Origin of the sequence: Burkholderia sp. Bp9031 (genome assembly GCF_003857965.1) — a bacterium.
Classification (GTDB): Bacteria; Pseudomonadota; Gammaproteobacteria; order Burkholderiales; family Burkholderiaceae; genus Burkholderia; species Burkholderia ambifaria_A.
Genome location: NZ_QTPW01000016.1, coordinates 125955 through 152869, shown reverse-complemented (window position 1 = coordinate 152869; position 26915 = coordinate 125955). Strand labels below are relative to the sequence as shown.

25 protein-coding genes are annotated in these 26915 nt (G+C 68.0%); 11 read left to right on the top strand and 14 right to left on the bottom strand.

Annotation, left to right across the window (positions count from 1 at the left end; translation table 11 throughout):
• A partial coding sequence (locus tag DIE15_RS21495) for an isocitrate dehydrogenase kinase/phosphatase AceK regulatory subunit (RefSeq protein ID WP_185734525.1) occupies positions 1 to 888 on the bottom strand: 888 nt, incomplete at its 3' end.
• 341 nt (positions 889 to 1229) lie between these two features.
• Between DIE15_RS21495 and DIE15_RS21485 the strand changes: the two genes are divergently transcribed.
• From DIE15_RS21485 to DIE15_RS21475, 4 genes are all read left to right on the top strand, one after another.
• Positions 1230 to 2306: an MBL fold metallo-hydrolase gene (locus DIE15_RS21485; protein WP_057928579.1), complete on the top strand. Its 1077-nt coding sequence runs from the start codon at positions 1230 to 1232 to the stop codon at positions 2304 to 2306.
• A 73-nt stretch (positions 2307 to 2379) separates the two neighbouring features.
• A complete protein-coding gene (locus DIE15_RS38050) occupies positions 2380 to 2508 on the top strand; it encodes a hypothetical protein (protein WP_311771981.1) in 129 nt (42 codons plus the stop codon).
• Positions 2509 to 2537: 29 nt separating this feature from the next.
• Positions 2538 to 4178, top strand: coding sequence for a DUF6880 family protein (locus tag DIE15_RS21480; protein ID WP_311771980.1), 1641 nt, complete (start codon positions 2538 to 2540; stop codon positions 4176 to 4178).
• A gap of 29 nt (positions 4179 to 4207) precedes the next feature.
• Positions 4208 to 4462, top strand: a complete 255-nt coding sequence (locus tag DIE15_RS21475) for a DUF6429 family protein (protein WP_173938508.1) — start codon at positions 4208 to 4210, stop codon at positions 4460 to 4462.
• A 123-nt stretch (positions 4463 to 4585) separates the two neighbouring features.
• On the opposite strand, the gene DIE15_RS21470 is transcribed toward DIE15_RS21475, so the two are convergent.
• From DIE15_RS21470 to argS, 5 genes are all read right to left on the bottom strand, one after another.
• Positions 4586 to 6181, bottom strand: coding sequence for an ABC transporter substrate-binding protein (locus DIE15_RS21470; RefSeq protein ID WP_124834288.1), 1596 nt, complete (start codon positions 6179 to 6181; stop codon positions 4586 to 4588).
• Between the two features lie 426 nt (positions 6182 to 6607).
• Positions 6608 to 7381: an SDR family oxidoreductase gene (locus tag DIE15_RS21465; RefSeq protein WP_057928575.1), complete on the bottom strand. Its 774-nt coding sequence runs from the start codon at positions 7379 to 7381 to the stop codon at positions 6608 to 6610.
• 19 nt (positions 7382 to 7400) lie between these two features.
• Entirely contained in the window at positions 7401 to 8042 is a 642-nt protein-coding gene (locus tag DIE15_RS21460; RefSeq protein WP_124834287.1) for a thiol:disulfide interchange protein DsbA/DsbL, read from the bottom strand.
• Positions 8043 to 8111: 69 nt separating this feature from the next.
• Positions 8112 to 9002, bottom strand: coding sequence for an SPOR domain-containing protein (locus DIE15_RS21455; RefSeq protein ID WP_124834286.1), 891 nt, complete (start codon positions 9000 to 9002; stop codon positions 8112 to 8114).
• Between the two features lie 112 nt (positions 9003 to 9114).
• The gene (gene argS, locus DIE15_RS21450; RefSeq protein WP_057928572.1) at positions 9115 to 10896 is read right to left on the bottom strand and encodes an arginine--tRNA ligase; all 1782 of its coding nucleotides are present in this window, start codon (positions 10894 to 10896) and stop codon (positions 9115 to 9117) included.
• A gap of 200 nt (positions 10897 to 11096) precedes the next feature.
• On the opposite strand from argS, the gene DIE15_RS21445 reads away from it, so the two are divergent.
• Positions 11097 to 11420 carry a DUF1840 domain-containing protein gene (locus DIE15_RS21445; RefSeq protein ID WP_057928571.1) on the top strand — a complete coding sequence of 108 codons (324 nt, stop codon included), beginning with the start codon at positions 11097 to 11099 and terminating at the stop codon, positions 11418 to 11420.
• Between the two features lie 116 nt (positions 11421 to 11536).
• Here DIE15_RS21445 and metH read toward each other — a convergent pair whose 3' ends face one another.
• The 5 genes from metH to DIE15_RS21415 all read right to left on the bottom strand — a co-directional run bounded on the left by metH (position 11537) and on the right by DIE15_RS21415 (position 18463).
• A complete protein-coding gene (gene metH, locus DIE15_RS21440) occupies positions 11537 to 14254 on the bottom strand; it encodes a methionine synthase (protein ID WP_185734523.1) in 2718 nt (905 codons plus the stop codon).
• Positions 14255 to 14300: 46 nt separating this feature from the next.
• The gene (locus DIE15_RS21435) at positions 14301 to 15368 is read right to left on the bottom strand and encodes a homocysteine S-methyltransferase family protein (RefSeq protein WP_057928569.1); all 1068 of its coding nucleotides are present in this window, start codon (positions 15366 to 15368) and stop codon (positions 14301 to 14303) included.
• 265 nt (positions 15369 to 15633) lie between these two features.
• Complete coding sequence (locus tag DIE15_RS21430) at positions 15634 to 15891, bottom strand: DUF3567 domain-containing protein (protein ID WP_006477667.1); 258 nt, start codon at positions 15889 to 15891, stop codon at positions 15634 to 15636.
• 258 nt (positions 15892 to 16149) lie between these two features.
• Positions 16150 to 17439, bottom strand: coding sequence for a DUF3108 domain-containing protein (locus DIE15_RS21420; RefSeq protein ID WP_124834285.1), 1290 nt, complete (start codon positions 17437 to 17439; stop codon positions 16150 to 16152).
• 148 nt (positions 17440 to 17587) lie between these two features.
• Positions 17588 to 18463 (bottom strand): IclR family transcriptional regulator, encoded by an 876-nt coding sequence (locus tag DIE15_RS21415; RefSeq protein ID WP_057928567.1) that lies wholly within the window; start codon positions 18461 to 18463, stop codon positions 17588 to 17590.
• A gap of 126 nt (positions 18464 to 18589) precedes the next feature.
• Here DIE15_RS21415 and DIE15_RS21410 point away from each other — a divergent pair, with 126 nt between their 5' ends.
• The 6 genes from DIE15_RS21410 (at position 18590) to rfaE2 (ending at position 24633) form a co-directional block, all read left to right on the top strand.
• Positions 18590 to 19582, top strand: coding sequence for a fumarylacetoacetate hydrolase family protein (locus tag DIE15_RS21410; protein ID WP_124834283.1), 993 nt, complete (start codon positions 18590 to 18592; stop codon positions 19580 to 19582).
• Between the two features lie 121 nt (positions 19583 to 19703).
• Positions 19704 to 20531 carry an enoyl-CoA hydratase/isomerase family protein gene (locus DIE15_RS21405; protein WP_124834282.1) on the top strand — a complete coding sequence of 276 codons (828 nt, stop codon included), beginning with the start codon at positions 19704 to 19706 and terminating at the stop codon, positions 20529 to 20531.
• Between the two features lie 79 nt (positions 20532 to 20610).
• Positions 20611 to 21378, top strand: coding sequence for a PhaM family polyhydroxyalkanoate granule multifunctional regulatory protein (locus tag DIE15_RS21400; RefSeq protein WP_124834281.1), 768 nt, complete (start codon positions 20611 to 20613; stop codon positions 21376 to 21378).
• Between the two features lie 24 nt (positions 21379 to 21402).
• Entirely contained in the window at positions 21403 to 22629 is a 1227-nt protein-coding gene (locus DIE15_RS21395; RefSeq protein WP_057928563.1) for a patatin-like phospholipase family protein, read from the top strand.
• A 493-nt stretch (positions 22630 to 23122) separates the two neighbouring features.
• Positions 23123 to 24001, top strand: coding sequence for a diiron oxygenase (locus DIE15_RS21385; RefSeq protein ID WP_124834280.1), 879 nt, complete (start codon positions 23123 to 23125; stop codon positions 23999 to 24001).
• Positions 24002 to 24147: 146 nt separating this feature from the next.
• On the top strand, positions 24148 to 24633 hold the full coding sequence (gene rfaE2 / locus DIE15_RS21380; RefSeq protein WP_057928562.1) for a D-glycero-beta-D-manno-heptose 1-phosphate adenylyltransferase: 486 nt from the start codon (positions 24148 to 24150) through the stop codon (positions 24631 to 24633).
• Between the two features lie 16 nt (positions 24634 to 24649).
• On the opposite strand, the gene DIE15_RS21375 is transcribed toward rfaE2, so the two are convergent.
• From DIE15_RS21375 to DIE15_RS21365, 3 genes are all read right to left on the bottom strand, one after another.
• Entirely contained in the window at positions 24650 to 24892 is a 243-nt protein-coding gene (locus DIE15_RS21375) for a hypothetical protein (RefSeq protein WP_057928561.1), read from the bottom strand.
• A gap of 226 nt (positions 24893 to 25118) precedes the next feature.
• Positions 25119 to 25907, bottom strand: a complete 789-nt coding sequence (locus DIE15_RS21370) for a type III pantothenate kinase (RefSeq protein WP_124834279.1) — start codon at positions 25905 to 25907, stop codon at positions 25119 to 25121.
• Complete coding sequence (locus DIE15_RS21365; RefSeq protein ID WP_124834278.1) at positions 25904 to 26824, bottom strand: biotin--[acetyl-CoA-carboxylase] ligase; 921 nt, start codon at positions 26822 to 26824, stop codon at positions 25904 to 25906. Before DIE15_RS21365 ends, DIE15_RS21370 begins: the two co-directional genes overlap by 4 nt.
• Between the last annotated feature and the right edge of the window lie 91 nt (positions 26825 to 26915).

The window sequence follows — 26915 nt, the reverse complement described above, 5'->3', positions numbered from 1 at the left end:
GTAGATCTCGGCTTTCGGCTTGCCCGGCATGATCGTGCAGAGGAAGTCCACATACGCGGACGGCACGCCCATGTCGACGAGGAAGTACGAGTGCGAGAAGCTGAAGATGATCTGCAGCAGGTCGCGGCGCAGCAGCACCGTGTCGAGCGCGAGCAGGCCGGGGCGCACGTGCCGGATCGGCACCGCGAACGGCAGCACGCGATCGGCGTTGATGATGCGGCCGACGATGTACGCGCTCTTGTTGCGGAAGAACAGCGACGAGAGCACATGGATCTGGAAATTCGGCGCTTCTTCGAACTGGCCGAATTCGTCCGTGATCGCCTGCATCACGCAGCCGGTGTCGCGCGTGAGGTCCTCGAACGGCGGCTCGAGCTGGAAGTTCGTGACGATGCGCTCGAGCGTGGCCGCGAGCCCGTCGGTGCCCGGATAGTACGCGCGATAGGTCGGCTTCGCCGCCGGCTCGTCGTTCTCGAGGTATTCGGTCGAGATCGCGGGCCGCACGAAGATGAAATCGTTGCTGAAATACGAGCGGTGCAGGATCTTGCAGCACACCGAATTGAAGAACGTTTCCGCGCACTCGGGCTGGCGGTGCGACGTGAGCAGGCCGATGTAATGCAGCTTGATCTGCTGCCACACCTCGTCGTCGATGTTCTCCGCGTCGTATTCGTCCTCCAGCACCTCGACGCATTCCTGCACGCGATCGTCGTACGACGTGATCCGCTCGCGCGCCAGCCGCTGCAACCCGTGCCAGTCGGTGCGCTCGTATAGCGTCTTCGCCTCGACCGCGGCTTCCCGGAAGATCCGGTAGTGGCGGTCGAAGTATTCGAGCATCGTCTGCGCGACGTCGAAACCGATCTGTGACGACAGCAGTTTGGGGAAGTGATTCATCGCGTGCAGGCTCGTTCGAGAGGGACTGTAAGCACTCGCCATTCTAGCGCCCAAGTCGGCGTTTCAATGACTTTCGGGGTTTGGCACCGAGTGCCGTCAATGCGCGGGTTGTTCACCGTTGCATGCCGTTCGGTGCATCTTCGCGTAAAGATATGGGTACGGAACCGATTCTGACACGAACTTTTTTTGACCGACCGATGCCTGCCGGGCACGCGCTTCGCGCGACGGCGATAGAATCGACGCGATGCCCGCCGCGGCCTGCCGCCCGCGCGCTTGCGCATCCGCACGCGCGCCCGCATTTGCACCGGCATTTGCACCGATAACGACGAGACACCCCACCGATGAACGCACTGGAACACCAACTCGACTATCCCTTCGCCGACACGCTGCCCGCCGCGGGCGACACGTTCGAGGTCGCGCCCGGCGTGCGCTGGCTGCGCATGCCGCTGCCGTTTTCGCTCGATCACATCAACCTCTGGCTGCTGCGCGACGAGATCGACGGACAGGCCGGCTGGACGATCGTCGACTGCGGGATCTCGTCGGACGCAATCCGTACGCACTGGGAACAGATCTTCGACCGGCATCTCGACGGGCTGCCGGTGCTGCGCGTGCTCGTCACGCACTGCCACCCCGATCACTTCGGCTTGGCGAACTGGCTGTGCGAAGGCGGCGACCAGGGCCGCTGGAACGTGCGGCTGTGGATGACGCTCGGCGAATACATGTTCGGCTGCCTGATGGCGGCCGGCAACGGCTCGAACGCCGGCGGCGCGGCCGCGGCCGATCACTTCGCGCGCCACGGCCTGACCGACCCGGTCGCGCTCGACAAGCTGCGCAGCCGCCGCAGCTACTACTCGGATCTCGTGCCGGCCGTGCCGCCGCGCTACCGGCGCCTGCGCGAAGGCGACGCGGTGACGATCGGCGCGCGCACGTGGCGCGTCGTCACCGGCTACGGCCATTCGCCTGAGCATTGCGCGCTCTACAGCGAAGCGGACGGCGTGCTGATCTCCGGCGACATGGTGCTGCCGCGCATCTCGACCAACGTATCCGTATTCGATCTCGAACCGGAGGCGAACCCGCTCGCGCTGTACCTGGAATCGCTCGGCCGCTACGAGACGATGGCGCCCGACACGCTCGTGCTGCCGTCGCACGGCAAGCCGTTCCGCGGCGTGCGCACGCGCATCGCGCAACTGCGCGCGCACCACGACGCGCGGCTCGACGAAGTGCGTACCGCGTGCGCGGAAAAGCCGGCCAGCGCGGCCGACATCGTGCCGATCATGTTCCGCCGCCGCGAGCTCGACATCCATCAGATGACGTTCGCGCTCGGCGAGGCGCTCGCCCACCTGAACCTGCTGTGGCTGGCGGGCGAGCTCGTGCGCGAGCAGGGCGACGACGGCGTGATTCGCTACGCGCGGGCCTGACCGCTCCAGCCGCCGAGTGCGCGACGGAGCATCGCCGTCGTTTCCGTTTCAATCACCCCGTACGCCACGATTCATGCCACGCAATGTCAGTCTCTCCGACCTCATCACGCTCTCGGCGATCCGGGCGCTGACCGACGCGAAATCCTTCGAGCGCGGTCGAGCCTACTATCGCGATGGCGCGATGGCGCGGTTTCGCGGCTGATCGAGCGCGACGGCGAGCTGTCGGCGGCCGTGCGCGGCACGTATCGCTATCACGTCGAATTCGCGGTCGGCAACGACGATATGCTGCACTATGCATGCAATTGCCCGGTCGGTGACGACGGAGCGTTTTGCAAGCATGCGGTGGCGGTTGCGTTGTCATGGCTGGAGAACAGCGGCGACGAGGTTTTCCACGACGAGGAACGCGAGCCCGCGCGGCCGCGGCGCAAGCGCAAGCGCAAGACGCACGCGGAGTTGATTCGCGACCACCTGGAGACGCTCGACGAGCAGGCGCTGCGCCGCTGGCTGCTCGACGTGGCCGCGCGCGACCGATCGTTGCGCGACAGGCTGCTGTTCGACGCGCGTGCGGCGCAGGCCGGTGACATCACGAGTCTGCGCGCCGCCGTCCGGCAAATGGCCCGCGTGTCGCGGCCGCTCGGCTGGAGCGAGGCGCACGTGTTTGGAGAACAGCTGTTCGAGCTCGCGGACATGCTGCGGCAGCAGCTGGCCGGTCCCCATGCCGCGCGGGTCGTCGAACTGGCCGAACTCGCGATTGCCGACGCGGAAGCGAGCCTCGAACAGATCGATGACTCGGACGGCAGCGTTGCACCTGGAATCGGCGAATTGGCTGCGCTGCACCTCGATGCATGCCTTCAGACACGGCCGGATCCGGTGAAGCTGGCGGACCGACTGTTTCGCCTGCAGACCGCCGGCCAGTGGGATACGTTCAGCGATGTACTGCCGGCCTACACGGAGGTGCTGGGCGACGCGGGATTGGGCCGCTATCGGGAGCGCGTCGAGGAAAGTTGGGCCGTGCTGCCCGCGCGGCCGCTGAACAAGCGCGACGAGTACGCGCATAACATGGTGCGCCACAATCTCGAGCATGCGATGGAGGCGCTCGCGAAACACGACGGCGACGTCGACGCGCTGATACACATCTGGTCACGGGACTTATCGGCGTCGTACCGGTATGCGCAGATCGCGGAACTGTGCGCGGAGCACGGACGTTTCGACGAAGGGCTGGCGTGGGCCGAACGCGGAATGCGCGAGATGAAGGACCGGCACGACGATCGGCTGATGGGCTTCTGCATCGACGAGCATTTGCGGCGGCGCGCGTTCGATCGGGCGGACGCACTCGCATGGGAGCGCTTCGCGGTTCATCCGACGGCCGACGCATTCCATGCATTGATGAAGGTTGCAAAGCGGACGAAACGAGACGCTACCGTGAAGGCATGCGCGATTTCCCATCTGCAGTCTCTTGCCCGCAAGCGCGAAGCGCCGGGGGAGGCCGGCACCGGTGCGCGGCGCTGGGAGCCGTCGCCGCGCACCGAGTTGGTGAAACTCTTGCTCGCGGAGCGGGACGACGACGCAGCGTGGGACGCGTTTCAGGGCGGCCCGGTCGAAACCCTCGTGTGGCCGACGGTGGCCGCTACGCGGGCGAGGACGCATCCTGAGGACGCGATCGCGCTGTATCACCGATATCTGCCGTTCGCGCTCGGCCATGGCGCGGGTAGTGCGCGATACGACGAGGCGTTCGGCGTCGTGCGCGAAATTTGCGCGCTGCGGGCTGCGCATCGCCAGCAGGCGGTATTCGACGTCGAACTCGAAGAGATTCGCAAGACCTACCGTGCGAAGCGCAATTTCATCAAGCTGCTCGAGAAGCTCCGCGCGTGATCCGGCTGACAAGGAGAGGGGGCATGGAAATGCATATCGATCTGCAGGCAGTCGACGATGCCGTGCTCGCGCTCTTGCATTTGACGCTGCATGACGGCAATCGCGCATGGAAAAGCTTTGATTGGGACGTGCTGAATCGGTTGCACCAGCGCGGTCTGATCGGCGACCCGATCAACAAGACGAAATCCATCATCCTGACGGATGAAGGCTTGCGGGAAGCGGCGCGGCTCTTCAGGCAGCAATTCGTCGATTCGGGCGGCGCGCGAACGGAGGAGCGATCGTAAGCGCCAATCACGCGACGGGTTCGTCACGCCACCCGTCGCGCTGCCTTTGGGAAACGTGATGCAGCGCGACGCGCGGGCCGCAAGCGACGGGCGAGCGTGCCGTCGCTTGCGCGCCATGCGCGGTTACTGCACGGAGACGGCCGTGAAGTTCTGGCGGCCGAACGGGCTGACGCGATAGCCGCTCACGTTCGCTCGCGTGAGCGCCGCCGCGGTCGGGTAGCCGAGCGGAATCCACAGCGCCTGATCATGGATGATCTTCTGTGCCGATTCATACAGCTTCGCGCGCTTGCCCTGGTCGGCGGTCGACTTGCCGTCGGCGATCAGCTTGTCGAGCTGCGCGTCGCAAAAGCGCGCGAAGTTGATGCCCGACTTCACCGCGTTGCAGCTGAACAGCGGCGACAGGTAGTTATCCGGATCACCGTTGTCGCCGGCCCAGCCCATGAACAGCATGTCATGCTGGCCGAGCTTCGCCTGCTTGATCAGCTCGCCCCATTCGATCACCTTCACCTCGGCCTTCACGCCGATCTTCGCGAGGTCGGCCTGCAGCAGTTCCGCGCCGGCCTTCGGGTTCGGGTTCAGCACGCTGCCCGTCGGGCGCGTCCAGATCGTCGTCGAGAAGCCGTTCGGGAAACCGGCCTGCGCGAGCAGTTGCTTCGCCTTCGCGGGATCGTACGCATACGGCGCGATATCCTTCGCGTAGCTCCACGTGTTCGGCGGATACGGGTTGTTCGCGGCCGTCGCCGTGTTGTCGAACACGACCTTCAGGTAGGTCGCGCGATCGAACGCGAAGTTCAGCGCCTCGCGCACCTTCTCGTTGTCGAGCGGTTTCTTCTGCGTGTTCAGCGCGACGAATGCGGTCATGAACGCGGGCGTCTGCACGACCTTCAGCGCGCTTTCGCCCTTCGCGGCGAGCACGTCCTGCGGCTTCGGCGACAGCGCGATCTGGCATTCGCCGGCCTTTACCTTCTGCATGCGCACCGACGGGTCGGGCGTGATCGCGTAGATCAGCCGGTCGACCTTCGGCTTCGTGCCCCAGTAGGTCGGGTTCACGTCGTAGCGGATCAGCGCGTCCTTCGTGTAGCTCTTCAGCACGAACGGGCCGGTGCCGATCGGCTTCGCGTTCAGGTCGACCTGCTTGCCGGCCTTCAGCAGCTGGTCCGCGTATTCGGCCGAGTAGATCGACGCGAAGCCCATCGTCAGGATCGGCACGAACGTCGCGTTCGGCTCGTTCAGCACGAACTTCACCGTGTTGTCGTCGACTTTCGTGACCGACTTCACCAGCTTCACGAGGCCCATCGACTGCGCGTGCGGAAAGCCGCTCGCGCCGGCCACCTTGTGCCACGGGTTCGCATCGTCGAGCATCCGCGAGAACGTGAACACGACGTCGTCCGCGTTCAGCGAGCGGCCCGGCTTGAAGTAGTCGGTGGTCTGGAACGCGACGTTCGGGCGCAGGTGGAACGTGTACGTGAGGCCGTCGGCGCTTGCCTCCCATTTGTCGGCGAGCGCGGGCACGACCTTCTTCGCGGCTTCGTCGTACGACACGAGCGTGTTGAAGATCACGTCGGCCGATGCGTTGGTGGTGACCAGCGAGTTGTACTGCACGACGTCGAAGCCGTCCGGGCTCGATTCCGTGCAGACGGTGAGCGGCTTGGCGACGACGAGGCCGGGAGCGGCGAGGGCGGCGGCGAGCGCAGCCGCGGCGAACAGCTTGACGTGCATGGGTTCTCCCACTGACTTGTGATTTATGCCGGGTGTCGGGTGCGGGCGCGGCCCGGTAGGGGACGGGGCAGGCGCGGCTGGCGAATAGGATACCGTCAAAGCGAGCGGCACGTGGAAAAAGGCGCCGGAACACAGTGAATTGAGCGATAAACGGCTGCGTTCGCGACGGAATGCGTGCTGGGGCGGCAGTGGCGCGAGGGACGGCGGCGACGGAGGTCGGACGGCGGGCGGTTGTGAAGGCAGCGGGGGCAACGCGCATCGGCGGGCGCGATGGCTTGGCAGGGCAGCCGCAACAGCGACGCGCGGCGAGTGGCGAGGGGCGAGTGGCGAGGGGCGAGGGGGCGGCTGAAACGAAGAAAACCGTGCGGCTGCGACGCGGATGAAGCACGGGCCCGGCGCGAGAAGCGCGCCGGACGCCCGGCGAACTCAGTGCGCGCCGGCCTTCGGCTTGCGCGGCGCCTTCTCGAACAGGCGGTCGTAGAGCCAGCGCGGCAGCACGTGCAGCACCTTCGCGACGACGCCCATCTGCCACGGAATCACGCGGAACGCGTGCTGCCGCGCAATCGCACGCGCGGCGCGGGCCGCGAAGCGGTCGGCGTCCATCAGGAACGGCATCCGGTACGGGTTGTGCGCGGTCATCGGCGTGCGGATGTAGCCGGGCGCGATCGTCACGACGCCGACGCCGGCCGGGCGCAGTTCGACGCGCAGCGCCTCGAGATACTTGATCGCGGCCGATTTCGACGCGCTGTACGCGCCGGAACCGGGCAGCCCGCGCACGCCGGCGACGCTCGCGACGCCGACCAGCGTGCCGTGGCGCGCGGCCGTCATCGGGCCGACGAACGGCTCGAATGTCGCGACCATCCCGTAGTAGTTGATGTCCATCACGTCACGGAACGTGGCGAGATCACCCTGGCCCGTGACGGCGCCCTGGCTGATGCCCGCGTTCGCGATCACGACGTCGGGGCAGCCGTGCGCGGCGATGAACGACGCGGCGGCTGTGGCCAGCGCATCGGCGTCGCGCACGTCGGCGGAATAGATGGAGATGGACAGCTTGGGGAAGCGCCGCGCGAACGCATCGAGCGCATCGGTGCGGCGCGCGACGAGGGCGAGCGTGGCGCCCTGGCGGGCGTATTCCTCGGCCATCGCGAGGCCGAGGCCGCTCGACGCGCCGGTGATGAAGACCTTCAGCGGAGTAGTCATGCCGGCGCGGGGGCGGGGGTCAGAGCTTCTTGTCCTGAACCTGCTTCACGAGGTAGTCGAGCACCTGAGCGGTGCCCGCGATGCTGTTCGTGTAAGCCGGGCCCGTCTTGTACTTGCCCTGGACGATGACCGTCGGCACGCCGTCGATCGCGTAGTTCTTCAGCAGCTCGGCCGATTGCTTCACCTGGCCCTGAACGCTGAACGAGTTGTACGCGTCCATGAACTGCTTCTTGTCGACGCCCTGCGTCGCCAGGAAGTCGGCCTGCGCCTGCGGCGTCAGCAGGTAGTTCTTCTGCTTGTGGATCGCGTTGAAGATCGCCGGCGTGACCTTCTCCGAGATGCCGAGCGCGGACACTGCGTAGTACAGCTTCGAGTGCGGGATGAAATCATCGCGGAAGGCGACCGGCACGCGCTTGAAGTCGATGTTGTTGCCCTGCTTCTTCACCCAGGCCTCGATCGTCGGCTCGAATTCGTAGCAGTGCGGGCAGCCGTACCAGAAGAATTCGATGACCTCGACCTTGCCGGCCGGCGCGGACACCGGCTGCGGCGACTTCATCACCTCGAAGTCCTTGCCGGACACCGGTGCGGCAGGCGACGCCTGGGCGAAGCCGGCAGCGGCCAGGCCCAGGGACAGAAGGAGCGTGCTAAGCAGTTTTTTCATGTTGTAGACGTCGAATCAGTTGCTCGGGTTACGAAACGTAACGGGTTCTGCGTGGGCGCGGCCGGTTGCTTACTGCTTCGTGAAACGGATCACCGCCGTGTCGACACCTGCATCGGACAGGCGCTGACGGGCCGAGTTCATATCCTCGAATTTCGAGAACGGGCCGACGCGCACGCGGAAATAGGTCACACCGCTGACATCGCGCTTCGACACCTTCGACTCGAAGCCCTGGAAGCCGAGGCGCGCGCGCTGCTGCTCGGCGTCGCCTTCCGTTTTGTACGCGCCGACCTGCAGGAAGTAGCCGGTGTTCGCATCGTTCGCGGTCGGCGGCTTCGCTGCCGCGGCGGACGTCGCGGACGGCGACTGCTTCGGCGTGTTCATGGCCAGTTGCTGTTGCTGCTGTTTCTGCGCGGCAGCCTGCTGCGCCTGCTTCTGCGCGGCGAAGCGCGCGAGGTCGTCCTCGCCGCCTTGCTGCTGTTGCTGCGCCTGTTGCGTCTTCTTCGGCGGCGGCGTGTTGTCGGCCGGCTTCGGCGCGACGGCGACGCCGTTGCCCGACGACGCATTGTTCGATGCGGTGGTGTTGCTCGAGCCGCTGGAGCCGTTCGCGTTGCCCGACGGCGGCACTTCGACGATCTGCGGTTCGGGCAGCAGGCCGCCCTGGGTCTGGTTCGCGGCCTGGCCGGGCGCGGTATTGGGCGGCGCGGGCTGCGCGGCCTGCGGCACCGGCTGGCCGGGCGTCTTGCCCTGCAGCGCACGGTTCGGGTCGAACTGCTGCGGCTGGCTCGCGCCGTTGTCGGCCGGCGGCGGCGCGACCTTCGACACGAACGGCGACGGCGAACGCGTGATGTAGAGCGCCACCACCACCGCGATCGCGAGGCCGACGATCAGGCCCAGCACGATTCCAAGAAATGTCCCTCCGGCTTGTTTCGATTGCTTCGAAGTTCGGCGTGGTTGTGCCATTGCTTGAGTCACCTGCAAAAAGAATCGTGAAAAGGCCGCGACGGGCATCCGGCGGCGGGCACCCGAAGGCAGGCGCGCCTGCCGCGGCCATTCGTTGCCCGGTCCGGGCCGCTTACATCTTGGCGGGCGCGGACACCCCGAGCACCGCCAGACCATTCTCGAGCACCTGCCGGGTCGCGGCGAGGAGCGCGGCGCGCGCATTGCGCGGCGCTTCGTCGTCGACCAGCACGCGCTCCGCATTGTAGAACGAGTGGAATTCACCAGCGAGATCGCGCAGGTAGAACGCAACCGCGTGCGGCGCGAGTTCGTTCGCCGCGTGCGTGAGCATGTCCGGATACTCGGCGAGCTTCTGCATCAGCGACACGGCCTGCGGGCTCGTGAGCTGCGACAGGTCGGCACCCGGCAGCTGCGCGGCCTCGACGTTGTAGCGCGACTTCAGTTCGTTGAGCACCGAGCAGATCCGTGCATGCGCGTACTGTACGTAATAGACCGGGTTCTCGTCGTTCTGTTTCAGCGCGAGGTCGATGTCGAACACGAATTCGGTGTCGGCCTTGCGGGAGATCAGGAAGAACCGGACCGCGTCGCGGCCGCGCGTGATGGTCGCCTCGTCGATCAGGTCGGGGGCCGCTTCCTGGCCCGGCACCGCGCCGCCCGACCATTCGATCAGGTCGCGCACCGTCACGTAGCTGCCTGCGCGCTTCGACAGCTTCACTTCCTGGCCGTCGCGCATCACGGTGACCATCTTGTGCAGCACGTAGTCGGGATAGCCCTTCGGGATGCCGATGTGCAGGCCCTGCAGGCCCGCGCGCACGCGCGCGATCGTGCCGTGGTGGTCCGAGCCCTGGATGTTGATCACCTGCGTGAAGCCGCGCTCCCATTTCGTCACGTGATACGCGACGTCCGGCACGAAGTACGTGTACGTGCCGTCCGACTTGCGCATCACGCGATCCTTGTCGTCGCCTTCGTCGGTCGTGCGCAGCCACAGCGCGCCGTCCTGCTCGTAGGTCATGCCGGCCTTGATCAGCGCGTCGACAGTCTTCTCGACCCGGCCTTCGCTGTACAGCGACGACTCGAGGTAGTACTGGTCGAATTTCACGCCGAACGCCTGCAGGTCCATGTCCTGCTCGTGACGCAGGTACGCGACCGCGAACTTGCGGATCGCATCGAGATCCTCGATGTCGCCCGCGCCGGTGACCGGCTCGCCGTCCTTGGCCGCCACCGTTTCGCGGTTCAGGTAGTCGCGTGCGATGTCGGCGATGTATTCGCCGTTGTATGCGGCTTCCGGCCAGCCCGCGTCGCCCGGCTTCAGGCCGCGCGCGCGCGCCTGCGTCGAGATCGCGAGGTTGCCGATCTGCACGCCCGCGTCGTTGTAGTAGAACTCGCGATGCACCGCGTAGCCCTGGCTCGCGATCACGTTCGCGAGCACGTCGCCGAGCGCCGCCTGGCGGCCGTGGCCGACGTGCAGCGGGCCGGTCGGGTTGGCCGACACGAATTCGAGCAGCACCTGCTTGCCCTTTTCGCGATCCGACGTGCCGAACGCGCGGCCCTGGTCGAACACGGCGGCGATCACCGCCTGCTTCGCGGCGGCCGTCAGGCGCAGGTTGATGAAGCCGGGGCCGGCGATTTCGGCCGCGTCAACGAGGCCTTGCGCGGCCGGCTGGGCCGTGAGGGCGGCGACGATCTTCTCGGCGAGCTGGCGCGGGTTCGCGCCGAGCGGCTTGGCGAGCTGCATCGCGACGTTGCACGCGACGTCGCCGTGCGCGGCGACCTTCGGGCGCTCCAGCGTGATGGCCGGGGCGACGAACGCTGCGTCGGCGCCTTTCAGCGCGTGTGCGACCTGCGTGACGCTATCCGCGAGCAGGGCTTCGAGGGTCTGTTTGTGTGCTGGCAGCATGCTGGTAGAAGGCTTCGTTGGTGGCGGCCGGAAACGCCGGCCGGCCGGCGCGCTTTTTAAGCGCGCGTTTCAGGGATCGCAGAATTTTAACAGGTGCTAATATGCCGCTCAGGCGCCCCGCGTCCGCGAGGCCGGACGCCGGTCTGCCGGCGTCCCCCAACCGCGCCGCGCAGGCACAACAAGATGAAAAGGGAATTGTCATGATTACGTTCAAGAGCAAGGCGGCACAGGATCTCGACGTGCTGAAGGATTTCGCCGTATACGTGCTGGGCCTCGTCGGCAAGCAGCTGGGCGAGCGCGGTGTCATTACGCACGACGAACTGGACCACGCGATCGCGAAGCTGGAAGGCGCCGTCGCGCAGGCGAAGCAGGAGCGTGCCGAGCACGCCGGCCATTTCCACGAGGATGACGCCGAACACGCGCACCACGAAGTGCCGCCGAGCCTGGCGCAGCGCGTCGCACCCTTCCTCACGATGCTGCGCGAAGCGAAGGCCGGCGAGGCCGACGTGCACTGGGGGTTCTGAGCTTCGTTGCCCGGCCGACGCAGATCGCAAGCTTGCAAAGGCAAACGAAAAAGCCCGCTCGATGCGGGCTTTTTTATTTTGTCTGATCAAAAAGGCGGCAGGCCGCAGCTCCGGGATCAGAGTTGCGGTGCGAGCGCGCGGCGCGCGTCGTCGAGCGACAGCGCCATCCGCTGCGCATAGTCCTCGAGCTGATCCTGCCCGATTTTGCCGACCGAGAAATACCGGCTGTCCGGATGCGCGAGATAGAAGCCCGACACGCTCGCGGCCGGCAGCATCGCCAGCGAATCGGTTACGCTCATCCCGATCTCGTCCGCGTGCAGCGCATCGAACATGTCGCGCTTCACCAGGTGGTCGGGGCAGGCCGGGTAGCCGGGCGCCGGGCGGATGCCCGCGTACTTTTCCGCGATCAGCGCATCGTTGTCGAGCGTCTCGCCGCTCGCGTAGCCCCACAGCTCGCGCCGCACGCGCGCGTGCATCGCTTCGGCGAACGCTTCCGCGAAGCGGTCCGCGAGCGCCTTCAGCATGATCGCGCTGTAGTCGTCGTGGTCGGCTTCGAACTGTTTTTCCTTCACGTCGACGCCCAAGCCGGCCGTGACCGCGAACATCCCGATGTAGTCGGCGATGCCCGATTCCTTTGGTGCGATGAAGTCGGCGAGCGAGCGGTTCGGGCGCATCACGCCGTCGACCACCGGGCGCACGCTCTGCTGGCGCAGATTGCGCCACGTGAGCAGCACTTCCGAGCGAGAGTCGTCGGTGTAGATCTCGATGTCGTCGTCGTTGACCGTGTTCGCCGGCAGCAGCGAAATCACGCCGTTCGCGGTCAGCCAGCGGCCCTGGATCAGGCGCGCGAGCATCGACTTCGCGTCGGAGAACACGCGCCGCGCCGATTCGCCGACGATCTCGTCGTTCAGGATCGCCGGGTACGGACCCGCGAGATCCCAGGTCTGGAAGAACGGGCCCCAGTCGATGTAGTTCGCGAGCTCGTTCAGGTCGTAGTTCTTGAACACGCGGCGGCCGATGAACTTCGGCTTCACGGGCTGGTAGCTCGCCCAGTCGACCTTCGTCTTGTTCGCACGCGCCTCGGCGAGCGTGACCATCGGCTGCGCCTTGCGGTTCGCGTGCTGGTCGCGGATCCGTTCGTAATCGGACTTCAGCTCGTCGAGGTACTTCGCCGCGCCTTCGTCAGACAGCAGGTTCGATGCGACCGACACCGAGCGCGATGCGTCCGGCACGTAGACGACCGGGCCTTCGTAGTGCGGTGCGATCTTCACGGCCGTGTGCACGCGCGAGGTCGTCGCGCCGCCGATCAGGAGCGGGATCTTCTTCACGCGGAAGTAGTCGTCGCGCTGCATTTCGGACGCGACGTACGCCATTTCCTCGAGGCTCGGCGTAATGAGGCCCGACAGCCCGATGATGTCCGCGCCCTCGACCTTCGCCTTCGCGAGGATCTCGTTGCACGGGACCATCACGCCCATGTTGACCACTTCGAAGTTGTTGCACTGGAGCACGACCGACACGATGTTCTTGCCGATGTCGTGCACGTCGCCCTTCACGGTCGCGATGACGATCTTGCCCTTCGCGCGCACGTCGCCGCCCGCTTCCGCGAGCAGGCGCTTTTCTTCCTCGATGAACGGGATCAGGTGCGCGACCGCCTGCTTCATCACGCGCGCCGACTTCACGACCTGCGGCAGGAACATCTTGCCCTGGCCGAACAGGTCGCCGACGATGTTCATCCCGTCCATCAGCGGGCCTTCGATCACGTTGATCGGGCGGCCGCCGGCCGCGGCGATCTTCGCGCGCACCTCTTCCGTATCCTCGACGATGAAGTTCGTGATGCCGTGCACGAGCGCGTGCGAGAGCCGCTTCTCGACCGGCTGGTTGCGCCACTCGAGGTTCTCTTCCTTCTTCGCGCCACCCGCCTTGAACTTGTCGGCGATTTCGAGGAGCCGGTCGGTGGAATCGTCGCGGCGGTTCAGGATCACGTCCTCGACGCGCTCGCGCAGCTCCGCGTCGAGGTCGGCGTACACGCCGAGCTGGCCCGCGTTCACGATGCCCATATCCATCCCCGCCTGGATCGCGTGGTACAGGAACACGGTGTGGATCGCCTCGCGCACCGGGTCGTTGCCGCGGAACGAGAACGATACGTTCGACACGCCGCCGCTCACCTTCGCGTACGGCAGGTTCTGCTTGATCCAGCGGGTCGCCTCGATGAAGTCGACCGCGTAGTTGTTGTGCTCCTCGATGCCGGTCGCGACCGCGAAGATGTTCGGGTCGAAGATGATGTCTTCCGGCGGGAAGCCGACTTCGTTCACGAGGAAGTCGTACGAGCGCTTGCAGATCTCGGTCTTGCGCGCGTAGGTATCGGCCTGGCCCGTCTCGTCGAACGCCATCACGACCGCGGCCGCGCCGTAGCGGCGGATCAGGTTCGCGTGGTGGCGGAACGCTTCCTCGCCTTCCTTCAGCGAGATCGAGTTCACGATCGCCTTGCCCTGCACGCACTTGAGGCCGGCCTCGATCACGTCCCACTTCGACGAGTCGATCATGATCGGCACGCGCGCGATGTCAGGCTCGGAGGCGATCAGGTTCAGGAAGCGCACCATCGCCGCCTTCGAATCGAGCATCGCCTCGTCCATGTTGATGTCGATCACCTGCGCGCCGTTCTCGACCTGCTGGCGCGCGACGGCGAGCGCCTCGTCGAACTGGCCGTTGAGGATCATCCGCGCGAACGCCTTCGAGCCGGTGACGTTGGTGCGTTCACCGACGTTGATGAAGAGCGTCCCGGACGTGACGTTGAACGGCTCGAGGCCGGCAAGGCGCATCATGTGATCGGTCATGGCGGTGCGAATTCGTGTGAGGTAGGGCGGGCGTTGGGGCGGTCGGTCAGGCGGCGTCGCTGTACTGGCTCGGCCAGCGGCGCGGTTTCACGTCGGCGAGCGCCTTCGCGATCTCGGCGATGTGCTCGGGCGTCGTGCCGCAGCAGCCGCCCGCGAGGTTCACGAGCCCGGCTTGCGCGAATTCCTTCAAGAGGCCCGACGTGACGTCCGGCGTCTCGTCGAAACCGGTGTCGCTCATCGGGTTCGGCAGGCCCGCGTTCGGGTAGCACGACACGTAGGTGTCGCACAGCTTCGCGAGCTCGGCGATGTACGGGCGCATCAGCGCCGCGCCGAGCGCGCAGTTCAGGCCGAACGTGAGCGGCTTCGCGTGGCGCAGCGAATTCCAGAACGCCTCGACCGTCTGGCCCGACAGGATGCGGCCCGAGGCGTCGGTCACGGTGCCCGAGATCATGATCGGCAGGCGCTCGCCGGTGTCCTCGAACAGCTCGTCGAGCGCGAAGAGCGCGGCCTTCGCGTTCAGCGTGTCGAAGATCGTCTCGACGAGGAACAGGTCGACGCCGCCGTCGAGCAACGCCTTCGCCTGCTGGTAATACGCGTCGCGCAGCTCGTCGAACGTGACGTTGCGCGCGCCCGGGTCGTTGACGTCCGGCGAGATGCTCGCCGTCTTCGGCGTCGGCCCGATCGCGCCCGCGACGAAGCGCGGTTTGTCAGGCGTCGCGTAGCGGGCGGCCGATTCGCGCGCGAGCCGCGCCGATTCGACGTTCATCTCGACGACGAGGTCTTCCATCCCGTAGTCGGCCTGCGCGACCGTCGTCGCGCCGAACGTGTTGGTTTCGACGATGTCCGCGCCGGCCGCGAAGTACTGGTCGTGGATTTCGCTGATGATCTGCGGCTGCGTGAGCGACAGCAGCTCGTTGTTGCCCTTGATGTCGCGCGGGAAGTCCTTGAAGCGCTCGCCGCGATACGCGGCCTCGTCGAGCTTGTAGCGCTGGATCATCGTGCCCATCGCGCCATCGAGGATCAGGATGCGCGATTTCAGCAGCGCGGGCAGTTCGGCGCCGCGCGTGTAGGACGCGTCGAGCGGGGCGGGAGCGGCGAGAGGAGTCGCAGACATGGCGGAAGACCGGCGAAGACGGGAAAACCGCCATTGTAGCCGGTGCGCCGGTGCGCCGCCCGGCCTCGCGCGGGGCGGGCAGCGGTGCCGGCGCGAGGCGGGCGGGCGAGCGTTGTCCGCACCACGAAGGCGCGCCCGGCCGTGCACGGGCCGCACCAAACGAAAACCCCCGCCCGGCGAACCGGACGGGGGCTTGGATCGGAGTGCTCGCGGGGCCGCGCCAGCGCGCGGCGAATGGCCCGGCGATGCGCCGGGCCGGGCGTCGTCAGTGCAGGACGACGGGCATCATCATCAGGCTGTCGAACTGTCCGAGGAATTCATCCACCTCGTCGAGCGACGGTTCATCCTCGATCAGCTGTTTCACGTGCGCACGGAATCGCTCGGCGAGCTCGCCATCGATGAAGATCTCGCGCTGCGCGTTCTTGTCGACGATTTCGTATCCGCCGGCATTCATCAGATGGTGGCCGGCCTGCGGCGCAAATTCGACGACGCAGTAGTTGGGGCTGTTGTAGATCATTTGCATGGCGGCACTCCTCTTCGCAGTGGCATCTGGCCTTGTTGTCCCGTAGGTGGGGCAGGCCTTGCCGGTTTCAAGGGGCTTGCGCTGCACACCCCGTTCTCCCGTTTGCGTGGGGTGTATCGGGTTAGAAGCCGATGTCTATCAAACGTTTCTTATTGTGATCCGGTGTACCGAAATAGTTGTTAAAAATAGTTGTTAAAGAGTGTCATCGGCCATTTTGGCAGAAGCTTTAATCGGTCGAAATTGCCGATTTGCCGATCGTCACGGCGCGGACGGCGACGATGCCGGCGGTGCAGCCGCGGGCACGGACGGTTGCACGTCGGCCGGTTGTGCAGGTTGTGCCGGTTGTGCCGACTCGGCGGCCGGTGCGACGGCAGCTGGCGCGCTGGCGGGCGTGTTGGTTGCGCCTTCGCCTTCGGTCGCGCCGTCGGCCGGTGCGTTCGGCGGAGCGAGCCGGCCGTGCCACAGCAGCTCGATCTGCGCGCCGCTCGGTTCCGTCTGCACGAGCCGCGCGGGCAGCCAGCCGAGCGACGGCGCGAGCCACATGTCGATGCGGCGCGTGTCGCCGTCGCGACGCGGCAGCCGCATGAAATGGCGTGCGCGGACGATGCCGGCCTGCGTTTGCACGTCCTCGTCGCCGATCACCGTGATCGGCCAGGTCTCGCCGCTGTTGTTGTCGATCACGAAGAACTGTTGCGTGACGCCCGGCTTGTATGCGGACGGATTGCCGCGCAAGAGCCCCGACAACTGCATCAGCATGCTGAAGCGATCCTGTACGCCGTCGGGCAGCAGCGCATTGTTCGGCGTGCGCGTGAAGACGATCTGGCGGATCTCGCGGTTGAAGATCGCGATGTCCTCGGGGCGCTTGCCGCGCTTTTCCACATACCGGTCGGGCGCGACGCCGAATGCATCGATGCGGCCTTCGCTGCGGTACGTGAACGGGCCGACGAACGGCACGGGCATCGACACCGACAGGTCGTAGGTGCGTCCGTCGGTGCGCCAGTGGATCGTGCCGATCATGTTCTGCATCCCGTTGTAGAACGTGTCGTACTGCAGGTCGCCGGACGGCGGCGCCGCGAACTTCACGCCGCTCGTCGCGGGGCCCGGCGTCGCGGCACCGCTGGCGCCGCCGGCCGATGCCGCGTGCGCGCCCGATGCGTCTGCCGTGCCGCTCGCGGCCGAGGCCGCGGCCGGCGGCGGCTCGCCGTGCTCGGCCGTCTGCGTCGACGTGAGGACGGGCTCGGGCGACGGCGCGGGCTTCGGTGCGGGCTTTGGGGCTGGCTTCGGTGCGGCTGGGGCCGGCTTCGCCGGCGCGGGCTCGGCCGGATGCTCGGCCGGTTTCGGCGCGGGCTGGCGCTCGATCGGCTGCGGCTTCAGCAGCTCGATCTGCACCGGTATCTCGGCGGGCGGGGGCGGCTTGAACGATTCGCGGTTGCGCGTCAGCCACAACGCCGCGAGCGCGTGCAGTACCAGCACGACGACGAGCGCGACGCCCGCGCGCCGCCAATGGCGGGGCAGGGCGTGACGAGAACGGGTGTCGGCAGGCGGCATCGGCGAAACGGAACAGGGTTGGAGGCGGTCGTGGCGGGTCGTGCGCAACGCACGTCACAACCATCGGACCACCGGTTGCGCCGCGCGTTCGCGGTGCATCGCGCGGGTTCTGCACGGGTGTCGCACGGGGTATCGCGGGCCTTGCGTGTCAGGCGTCGCGCGCGTCCGGACTATAGCCGAGTTCGTAAGACAGTTTCTGCGCGCAGGCACGCAGCGCGGTGTCCATCTCGCCGCCCCACGCGATGTCGAACATGCCTTCCTGGCCGAGCGCGACGATCGCGAGCGCGAGTTCGCCGACCGCATCGAACACCGGCATGCAGAACGCGTGAATCGTCGGCAGCAGCATCCCCTCGACGCGCGCGGCCTGATGCGCGCGCACGTCGGCGAGCACCGCATCGACCTCGTCGAGCGTGCGCGGGCCGCCGTGATGCGGCGAGCGGCGCGTATCGGCGAGCTCGCGTTCGAGCATCGCCGCGGTCTTGCTGCGCGGCAGGTACGCGGCGAACAGCAGGCCCGTCGCGGAGCCGAGCAGCGGCATCACGTCGCCGAGCTTCAGCGACGCCTTCGCCGGATGGCTCGATTCCATCCAGTGCACGAGCGTCGGGCCCTGGTTGCCCCACACCGCGATGCCGACCGTCTGGTCGAGGCGGTCGCGCAACTCGGTCAGCGCGATCCGCGCGAGCTTCACGCCGTCGACGCGCGCGAGCCGCGCGAGCCCCATCTGCAGCGCGAAACCGCCGAGTTCGTAGCGGCCCGACACGGGATCCTGCGACACGACGCCGAGCCGCGAGAAGCTGACCAGGTAGCGGTGCGCCTTCGCAGGGCTCATGCCCGCGCGCTGCGCGAGGTCGCGCAGCATCATCGCGCGCGGCTCGCTCGTCAGCACGTCGAGCAGGCGGAAGCCGACCTCGATCGACTGGATGCCGGAGCGCAGCTTCTCGCCGCCTTCGCCGTGCTCGCCGGAGCCGGTGTCGTCGGTGTCGGAATCAGCGAGATCGTCGTCGGGAAGCGGGCTGGCGGGCATGGGCAACGGGGCGCGACAAGGCGGCAAGGGTCGGGACGAAAACGGTACGCACGATCGTGGCGCGCCGCACGGATTCACCATCGTAAAATAGATTCCCTCCATCGTCACTACAACGGCAGATACCCCATGAAACTTGCATCGCTGAAGGACGGCACGCGCGACGGCCAGCTGATCGTCGTGTCGCGCGACCTGCACACCGCGGCGATCGCCGATGCGATCGCGCCGACGCTGCAGCGCGTCCTCGACGACTGGGCGTTCTACGCGCCGCAACTGCGCGACCTGTACGACGCGCTGAACCACGGCCGCGCGCGCAACGCGTTCGCGTTCGATCCGGCGAACTGCATGGCGCCGCTGCCGCGCGCGTTCCAGTGGGCCGACGGCTCCGCGTACGTGAATCACGTCGAGCTCGTGCGCCGCGCGCGCGGCGCCGAGATGCCGCCGGAGTTCTGGACCGATCCGCTGATGTACCAGGGCGGCAGCGACGACTTCCTCGGCGCGCGCGACGACATCGTGTGCCCGTCCGAGGAATGGGGCATCGACTTCGAGGCCGAGGTCGCGGTGATCACCGGCGACGTGCCGATGAGCGCAACGCCCGACGACGCGCTGAAGGCCGTGCGGCTCGTCACGCTCGTGAACGACGTGTCGTTGCGCAACCTGATTCCGGCCGAGCTCGCGAAGGGTTTCGGCTTCTTCCAGAGCAAGCCGGCCACCGCGTTCGCACCGGTCGCGGTGACGCTCGACGAGCTCGGCGACGAATGGCGCGAAGGTCGCGTGCACCGGCCGATGATCGTCCACTGGAACGGCAGGAAGGTCGGCCAGCCCGACGCGGGCACCGACATGGTGTTCCACTTCGGCCAGTTGATCGCGCATGCGGCGAAGACGCGCAACCTGCGTGCCGGCGCGATCGTCGGCTCGGGCACCGTGTCGAACAAGGATGCGAAGCGCGGCTACTGCTGCATCGCCGAGAAGCGCTGCCTCGAGACGATCGAGCACGGCGCGCCGCAGACCGAGTTCATGCGCTACGGCGACACCGTGCGCATCGAGATGTTCGACGCGGCCGGCAAGTCGATCTTCGGTGCGATCGAGCAGTCGGTCGCGCCGCCCGAGGGCACGGCCTGACGCATCCGCGAAACCCGGCGCGAAGCCCGGTCCCGGCCCGCGCGCCGGGTTTCGCCTGATGTTTGCCAGCGCGGGCTTGGCTACACTCGATTCAAACATTTCAGGAACCCGGGAGCTGCGCATGTCCGATCTCGCCGCATACGGCGGTTACGAAGCACTGAAGGTGACGCGCCGCGATCATGGCGTGCTCGACATCGTGATGAGCGGCGAGGGCGCGAACCGCAGCGGCCTTGCAACCGCGAACGAGCGCATGCATCGCGAGCTCGCCGACATCTGGCGCGACGTCGATCGCGATCCCGACACGCGCGTCGCGGTGATCCGCGGCGAGGGCAGGGGCTTTTCGGCGGGCGGCGATCTCGCGCTCGTCGAGGCGATGGCCAACGATTTCGACGTGCGCGCCCGCGTGTGGCGCGAGGCGCGCGATCTCGTCTACAACGTGATCAACTGCAGCAAGCCGATCGTGTCCGCGATGCACGGCCCGGCCGTCGGCGCGGGGCTCGTCGCCGGGCTGCTCGCCGACATCTCGATCGCCGCGACGGATGCGCGCATCATCGACGGCCATACGCGGCTCGGCGTCGCGGCCGGCGATCATGCGGCGATCGTATGGCCGCTGTTGTGCGGGATGGCGAAGGCGAAGTACTACCTGCTGTTGTGCGAACCGGTGAGCGGCGAGGAGGCCGAGCGGATCGGCCTCGTGTCGCTCGCGGTCGAGCCGGCCGACCTGCTGCCGAAGGCGTACGAAGTGGCCGAGCGGCTCGCGCACGGATCGCAGCCGGCGATCCGCTGGACCAAGTACGCGCTGAACAACTGGCTGCGCAGCGCCGGGCCGACGTTCGATACGTCGCTCGCGCTCGAATTCATGGGCTTCTCGGGGCCCGATGTGCAGGAAGGCATCCGCTCGCTGCGCGAGCGGCGCCCGCCCGACTTCCCCGGCGACGCACCGTTCTGACGCGCGCTATGATCGAACCAGAGGCGGCCGCGCGACCCGCGCCGGCCGCTTCGCTCACCCAGTCAACCAGGATGCCCGTATGACGACCGATGCCTCCGGCTCCAATCCTTTCGCCGGCTTTGCCGGTTTCAAACCTGCCGACATGCTCGACCGGATGTGGGACATGATGCGGATGTCGCCGTTCGGCGGGATGGCGTCGTTTCCCGGCGCTGCGTCGGGGCTGCCGCCGTCGCTGTCGAGCATGTCCGACATGATGGCGCCACTCACGAGCGTCGAGGAGCTCGACAAGCGGATCACCGATCTGCGCGCGGTCGAGCAGTGGCTCAAGCTCAATCTCGGGATGCTGCAGTCCGCGATCCAGGCGCTCGAGGTGCAGCGCGCGACGCTCGCGACGCTGCGCGCGTTCGGCGCGTTCGCGCAGAGCTCGATGTCGGCCGCCGAGGAAGCCGCGGTCGCGGCCGCGCAAGCGGCTGCCGCGCCGCGCGCCGACGTGCGGCAAGCGCCGGACGCCGCGGCAGCCGCTGCCGCAGCGGACGCGCCGCCGGCAGGCGACGCCGCGCAACAGGCGTTCGACCCGGCCGGCTGGTGGGGCCTGCTGCAGGCGCAGTTCAACCAGCTCGCGAGCCTTGCGATGACGCAGCCGGGCGCGCAGTCCGCGGCGCCGGGCGATGCGCCGCCCGCTCAGGCCGCCGCGCCGGCGCGAGCGGAACAGCCCGCACCGGCCGCAGCCGCGGCCGCCGCGCCGCGCAAGGCGGCCGCGAAGCGTGCGAAGCCGGCCGGTTCGGCCGCGGCGCGTGCGGCAGCCGCTTCGTCGCCCGAAACGCGTCCGCCGAAGCGCTCGACGTGACGCGAACCGGATAGCAGGTCGATCATGCGGCTCGCGCTCGTTCTGATGGGGGGCGGCGCACGCGCCGCCTACCAGGTCGGCGTGCTGAAGGCGCTGGCCGAGATCTCGCGCGAGGCCGATCCGTACCGGCATACGGTGCCGTTTTCGGTCGTATGCGGCTCGTCGGCCGGCGCGATCAATGCGACGTCGATCGCGAGCCACGCGGACGATTTTTCGCACGGCGTGCGGCGTCTGCTCGAATTCTGGGAGCCGCTGCGCGCGGACTACGTGTATCGCACCGACTGGCTCGGCATCGCGGCGGCGGGCGCACGCTGGCTCGCGACGATGAGCTTCGGCTGGGCGGCGCGCCGTTCGCCGCGTGGGCTGCTCGACAACGCGCCGCTCGCGCACCTGCTGCAGCGCGAGCTGAGCTTCCACCGGATCGAGCAGATGCTCGAGAGCCGCCTGCTGCACGCGCTCTCGATCACGGCGCTCAGCTATTCGAGCGGCCGGCACCTGACCTTCTACCAGGCCGCCGAACCGATCCAGGCCTGGCGGCGCGCGCAGCGCACCGCGCGGCTCGTCGACCTGTCGGCGTCGCACCTGCTCGCATCGTCGGCCATTCCGTTCGTGTTCCCGGCCGTGCCGCTCGTGCTCGACGGGCAGATCGAGTACTTCGGCGACGGGTCGATCCGGCAGGTCGCGCCGCTGTCGCCGGCGATCCACTTCGGCGCGGACCGGATCGTCGTGATCGGCGCGGCCGATCCGCGCCCCGAGATTCCCGCCGCGAACGGGTCGGGGCGCGCGCGCGGTTATCCGACGCTCGCGCAGATCGGCCAGCAGGTGCTCGCGAGCGTGTTTCTCGACTCGATCGGCGCGGACATCGAGCGGATCGAGCACATCAACCGGATGATCGAGCACTTGCCGCACCAGGTCGAAGTGGACAGCGGCTGGCGGCACGTCGACGTGCTCGCGATCGCGCCGTCCGAGCGCATCGAGCTGATCGCCGCGAAACACCTGAAGCAGATGCCGGCGACGATGCGCGGGCTGCTCGGCGCGATCGGCGGCAGCCAGCCGGCCGGCGCGTCGTTCGCGAGCTACCTGCTGTTCGAGGAAGCGTTCACGCGCGAACTGATCGAACTCGGCTATCGCGACGGGCGCGCGCAGCGCGACACGCTGGCGGACTGGATCGCGCGGGCCGACGGCGGCAGCGCGACGGCGGCCGGCACGCCGCCGGATGGCGGCCGCGCGGCCGGCGAAATACGGGTCTGACGCTGGCCGCCGCGCCCGAAGCAGCCCTGAGACGGCGGCGGCTTACAGATTGGTTGCGTTTTCGCGACGGCCGCCCGCGACCGATCGCCGCACCGTCGTGGGCGGCGCGCGACCGGCTCCGCGTCTCGGAACCGTCATGCGCGCGTGATATCATGGCCGCCGCCGTATACACCATATCGAGCAGCCCGCCGGTCCGGCTGCCGCACGGGACCCATCCGGGAACCGCGCGGCGCCGGGCGGGCTCGCCACCGAGCCGGCCTGCGCCGGCCCCCACATCAGGCACGCGCGGCCGGTTCCGTTCGAGCGGAGCGGGGCCGCGGCGTGCTTCAAGGCGGCGGCGCGGCCGCCCGGCTGCCGGACGAGGAATCTGCGTCCGGGGGCTGGATTCACGCGTAAAATTAGAGTCTTGGCTGCAAAAAGCGCGCTCGCGCGCCTACGCGGCAACAGTCACGTTTAGAGAAGTCGCATTGCGCAGAACAGGGGTGGGACCATCATGAACACCATGCTTTATCCGGAACTTTACAGGTCGCTCGAAGCTGTCCGCTGGGACATGGAGAAGGACATTCCGTGGGACAAGTTCGACGCTTCGCTGCTCACCGACGAGCAGGCGAAGACGATCAAGATGAACGCGATCACAGAATGGTCGGCGCTGCCCGCGACGGAAATGTTCCTGCGCGACAACCAGCACGACAGCGACTTTTCCGCGTTCATGAGCGTGTGGTTCTTCGAAGAGCAGAAGCATTCGCTCGTGCTGATGGAATACCTGCGCCGCTTCCGGCCGGAAATGGTGCCGACCGAGGAAGAGCTGCACGCGGTGCGCTTCCAGTTCGATCCCGCGCCGCCGCTCGAGACGCTGATGCTGCACTTCTGCGGCGAGATCCGCCTGAACCACTGGTATCGCTGCGCGGCCGACTGGCACACGGAGCCGGTCATCAAGCAGATCTACGAAACGATCTCGCGCGACGAAGCGCGTCATGGCGGCGCTTACCTGCGCTACATGAAGAAAGCGCTGAACAACTGCGGCGACGTCGCGCGTGCGGCGTTCGCGAAGATCGGCGTACTGATGGCGTCGGCGCGCCGCACCGAGAAGCCGCTGCACCCGACCAACCTGCACGTGAACCAGGCGCTGTTCCCGCGCGACACCGTGCAGTCGCGCCTGCCCGATCCGGAATGGCTCGAGCGCTGGCTCGACGAGCAGATCCGCTTTGACGGCGAGTGGGAAAAGAAGGTCGTCGAGCGGATCCTGCACAACCTGTCGATCCTGTTCGAACGCACGTTCGCGACCGCACAGGAGCTGAATCGCTATCGCAAGGAAGTCAGCGGCCGCCTGCAGTCCGAAAGCGGACCGTCGTCGGCCGCGCAACCGGCCTGAGGCCGCGCGGCAGCGCAGCCGGCGTGACGCTCCGCCGGTTGCGATCGTCGCAGTGAACCTGCATGAAGCCCGCCCGGCGACCCGGCGGGCTTTTTATCTGGCGCCGCCGTGTTCCGTCGCGCCGCTCACGTCATCCGATCCCCATCATGTCCGCTACCTTCGAACGCAAGCTGATCACCCGCGACGCCCTGGTTGCCCTGCGCGCTTCGCTGCCTTCGCCCGTCGTGTTCACGAACGGCGTGTTTGACATCCTGCACCGTGGCCACGTCACGTATCTTGCCGATGCGAAGGCGCTCGGCGCGTGCCTGATCGTTGGCGTGAACAGCGACGCGTCGGTGCGCATGCTCGGCAAGGGCGACGACCGTCCGATCAACCGCGAGGACGACCGGATGGCGCTGCTCGCGGCGCTGGAGAGCGTCGACTGGGTCGTGAAGTTCGAGGAACAGACGCCGGTATCGCTGATCGAGGCCGTCCGTCCGGACATTCTCGTGAAGGGGGGCGACTACGACATGGACGTGCTGCCGGAATCGGCCATCGTGCGCGGCTGGGGCGGTCGTGCGCTCGCGATCCCGTTCGAGCACGACCGCTCGACCACCGCGCTGCTGAAGAAGGTGCGCGCGCAGCAGTCGTGATGCGCGTGCCGCGCCGTCAGGGCGCGGATGCCGCGAGCGGCTCGGCCGTGACGGCCGGCGCGGCGATCGGAGCGCCGATCACGGGCTGATCGGCCGCCTGCGCGAGCGGCATCGCATGCAGCGCATCGGGCCGCACCTGCCGCGACAGCACGCCCGGCTCGCGCGGGCCGGCCGCCGGCAGCGGCCCGAACACGCCGCGCACTGCCACGAACGCGAGCAGGTTCGCGAGAAAGAGAACAGCGATCAGCCAGCGCAGCATCGTCGACACTCCTCGTCGTGGTTCAGTCGTTCCGCCGTTCAGTCGGGCCGGCCGCATGGCGGACGTTGTCGTGGCAGCCGGCGACCGTTCGCGGACGGCCGGGCCGCGTGTGCGGCCGGCTGTCTGCGTGGGCACAAGCCGCGGCGCCCGTTTTCCATCCTTCCCGTGACGAAGCCCGCAGCCGGGCATCCGTCGACGCGGCCGGCGCGATGCCGGCCGGTTTCCGTCAATCCTGCGCCGCCGCGTCGGCGGCAATCAACGCCAGCCCGGACAGGATCAGTGCGTCGTGCCGCGTATGCGGCAGCGTCAGCGCGCGCGCGACGTCGTCCGCCGCCCCGCCCGCCAGCACGAGCCGCACGGGCGCCTGCCACGCATCGCCGAGATCGCGCCATGCGCGCTCGATCAGCCCCGCCTGCGCATACAGGCAGCCCGCCGACAGCGAGCGCGGCGTATCGACCTGGAACGGCTCGACCTGCGCGAGCGCGAGCAGCCCGCTCGCGATGTCGGTGGTCAGCGTCGGCAGCTGCGCGGTGTGCGTGCCGAGTGCGCGCATCATCAGCGCCCAGCCCGGCGCGATCAGCCCGCCGGTGAAACGGCCGTCCGCGCGCAGCGCTTCGAGCGTCGTCGCCGTGCCGAATGTCGCGATCAGCAGATGCTCGCCCGGAAACGCCGCCCGTGCGCCGATCAGGCCGGCCCAGCGATCGCTGCCGAGCTGCTCGGGCGTCGTGTAGCCGTTCGTCACGCCGCATTGCGCGGGCCGCGAGCGGATCGTCGTGCGCGGCAGGCCCGGCCAACGGGCGTCGAGCAGCGCGTCGAGCCGTGCGGCCACGTCGACACCCGCGACGTTCGAGATCCATGCGCCATGAGGGCGCGGCAGGGCAGACCAGTCGGGATCGGCGCCGCCGTCGCGCGTATGGCCGAACGCGCCGGTCTCGACGAGCGTTCGCCGCACGTCGGCGAGCGCCCACTTGATCCGGCTGTTGCCGGCGTCGATCAGCAGATGCGGTTCGCTCATTGCGCTTCGCGCAGCGACACGTCGCCAGCCGCGATCGCCTGCATGCCATCGGGCGTATCGAGCAGCAGCTGGCCGGTCGCGTCGATGCCCGTCGCGATGCCGCGCACGCGTTCGACGCCCTGTTCGAGCAGTACGACTTCACATCCCGCGTACGCGTGCAGCGCATGCCAGCGCGGCAGGAACGGCGCGAGTCCGTCGGTGCCGAACCGCGCGAGTGCAGGGGTGAGCGCGTTCAGTGCGGCGGCGAGCGTATCGGTGAGGTTGGCGGATGCGCACGCGGCCGACAGTGCCGCGGGCGGCAGCCCGCTCGCGAGCGTCGCTTCGCGCGCGCGCAGCGCGTCGACTTGCGCGGCGACGGCTTCCGCGCCGCGCACGTTGATGCCGAAGCCGATCACGACGGCGGTCGCGTCGGCGGTGCTCCACACGGTTTCGATCAGGATCCCGGCAAGCTTGCCGACGATGTGCGGCGTGCCGTTGTCCGTGGCCGTCAGCAGCAGGTCGTTCGGCCATTTCAGCGCGACGCGCGTGCGGGCATCGAGCGGCAGCGCGGCGAGCCCTTCCGCGAGCGCGACGCCGATCGCGATGCTGAGGCCGCCGAGTGCGTCGACGGGGCGCGGCACGATGCAGCCGACCGAGCACAGCAGCGCGTTGCCGGGCTGCGCGAACCACGGGCGGCCTTGCCGGCCGCGGCCGGCCGTCTGCTCGAACGCGACGCGCACGAGCGGCGCGGGCAACGCGTTCGCGGTGCGCGGCAGCGCCTTCAGGCGGGCGGCAACGTCGGCGTTGGTCGAGCCGGTGGCGGCGACGATGTCGAGCGGCCACGCGCGCGGCGCGGCATCCAGGTGCGCCTCGAGCCGGTTGCGCGCGATGTGCGCGTCGCCGGAATCGGGCGTGTCGGAGGAGGTGGGGGCGTTCATGGCGCCTATTGTAGCGACAGGGGGCGCAGGTGCGTGTCGAGCGGCGCTTCGGCCGCCGCGCCTGGCGGCGCCGCGTCGCTCGTCGGCGCGG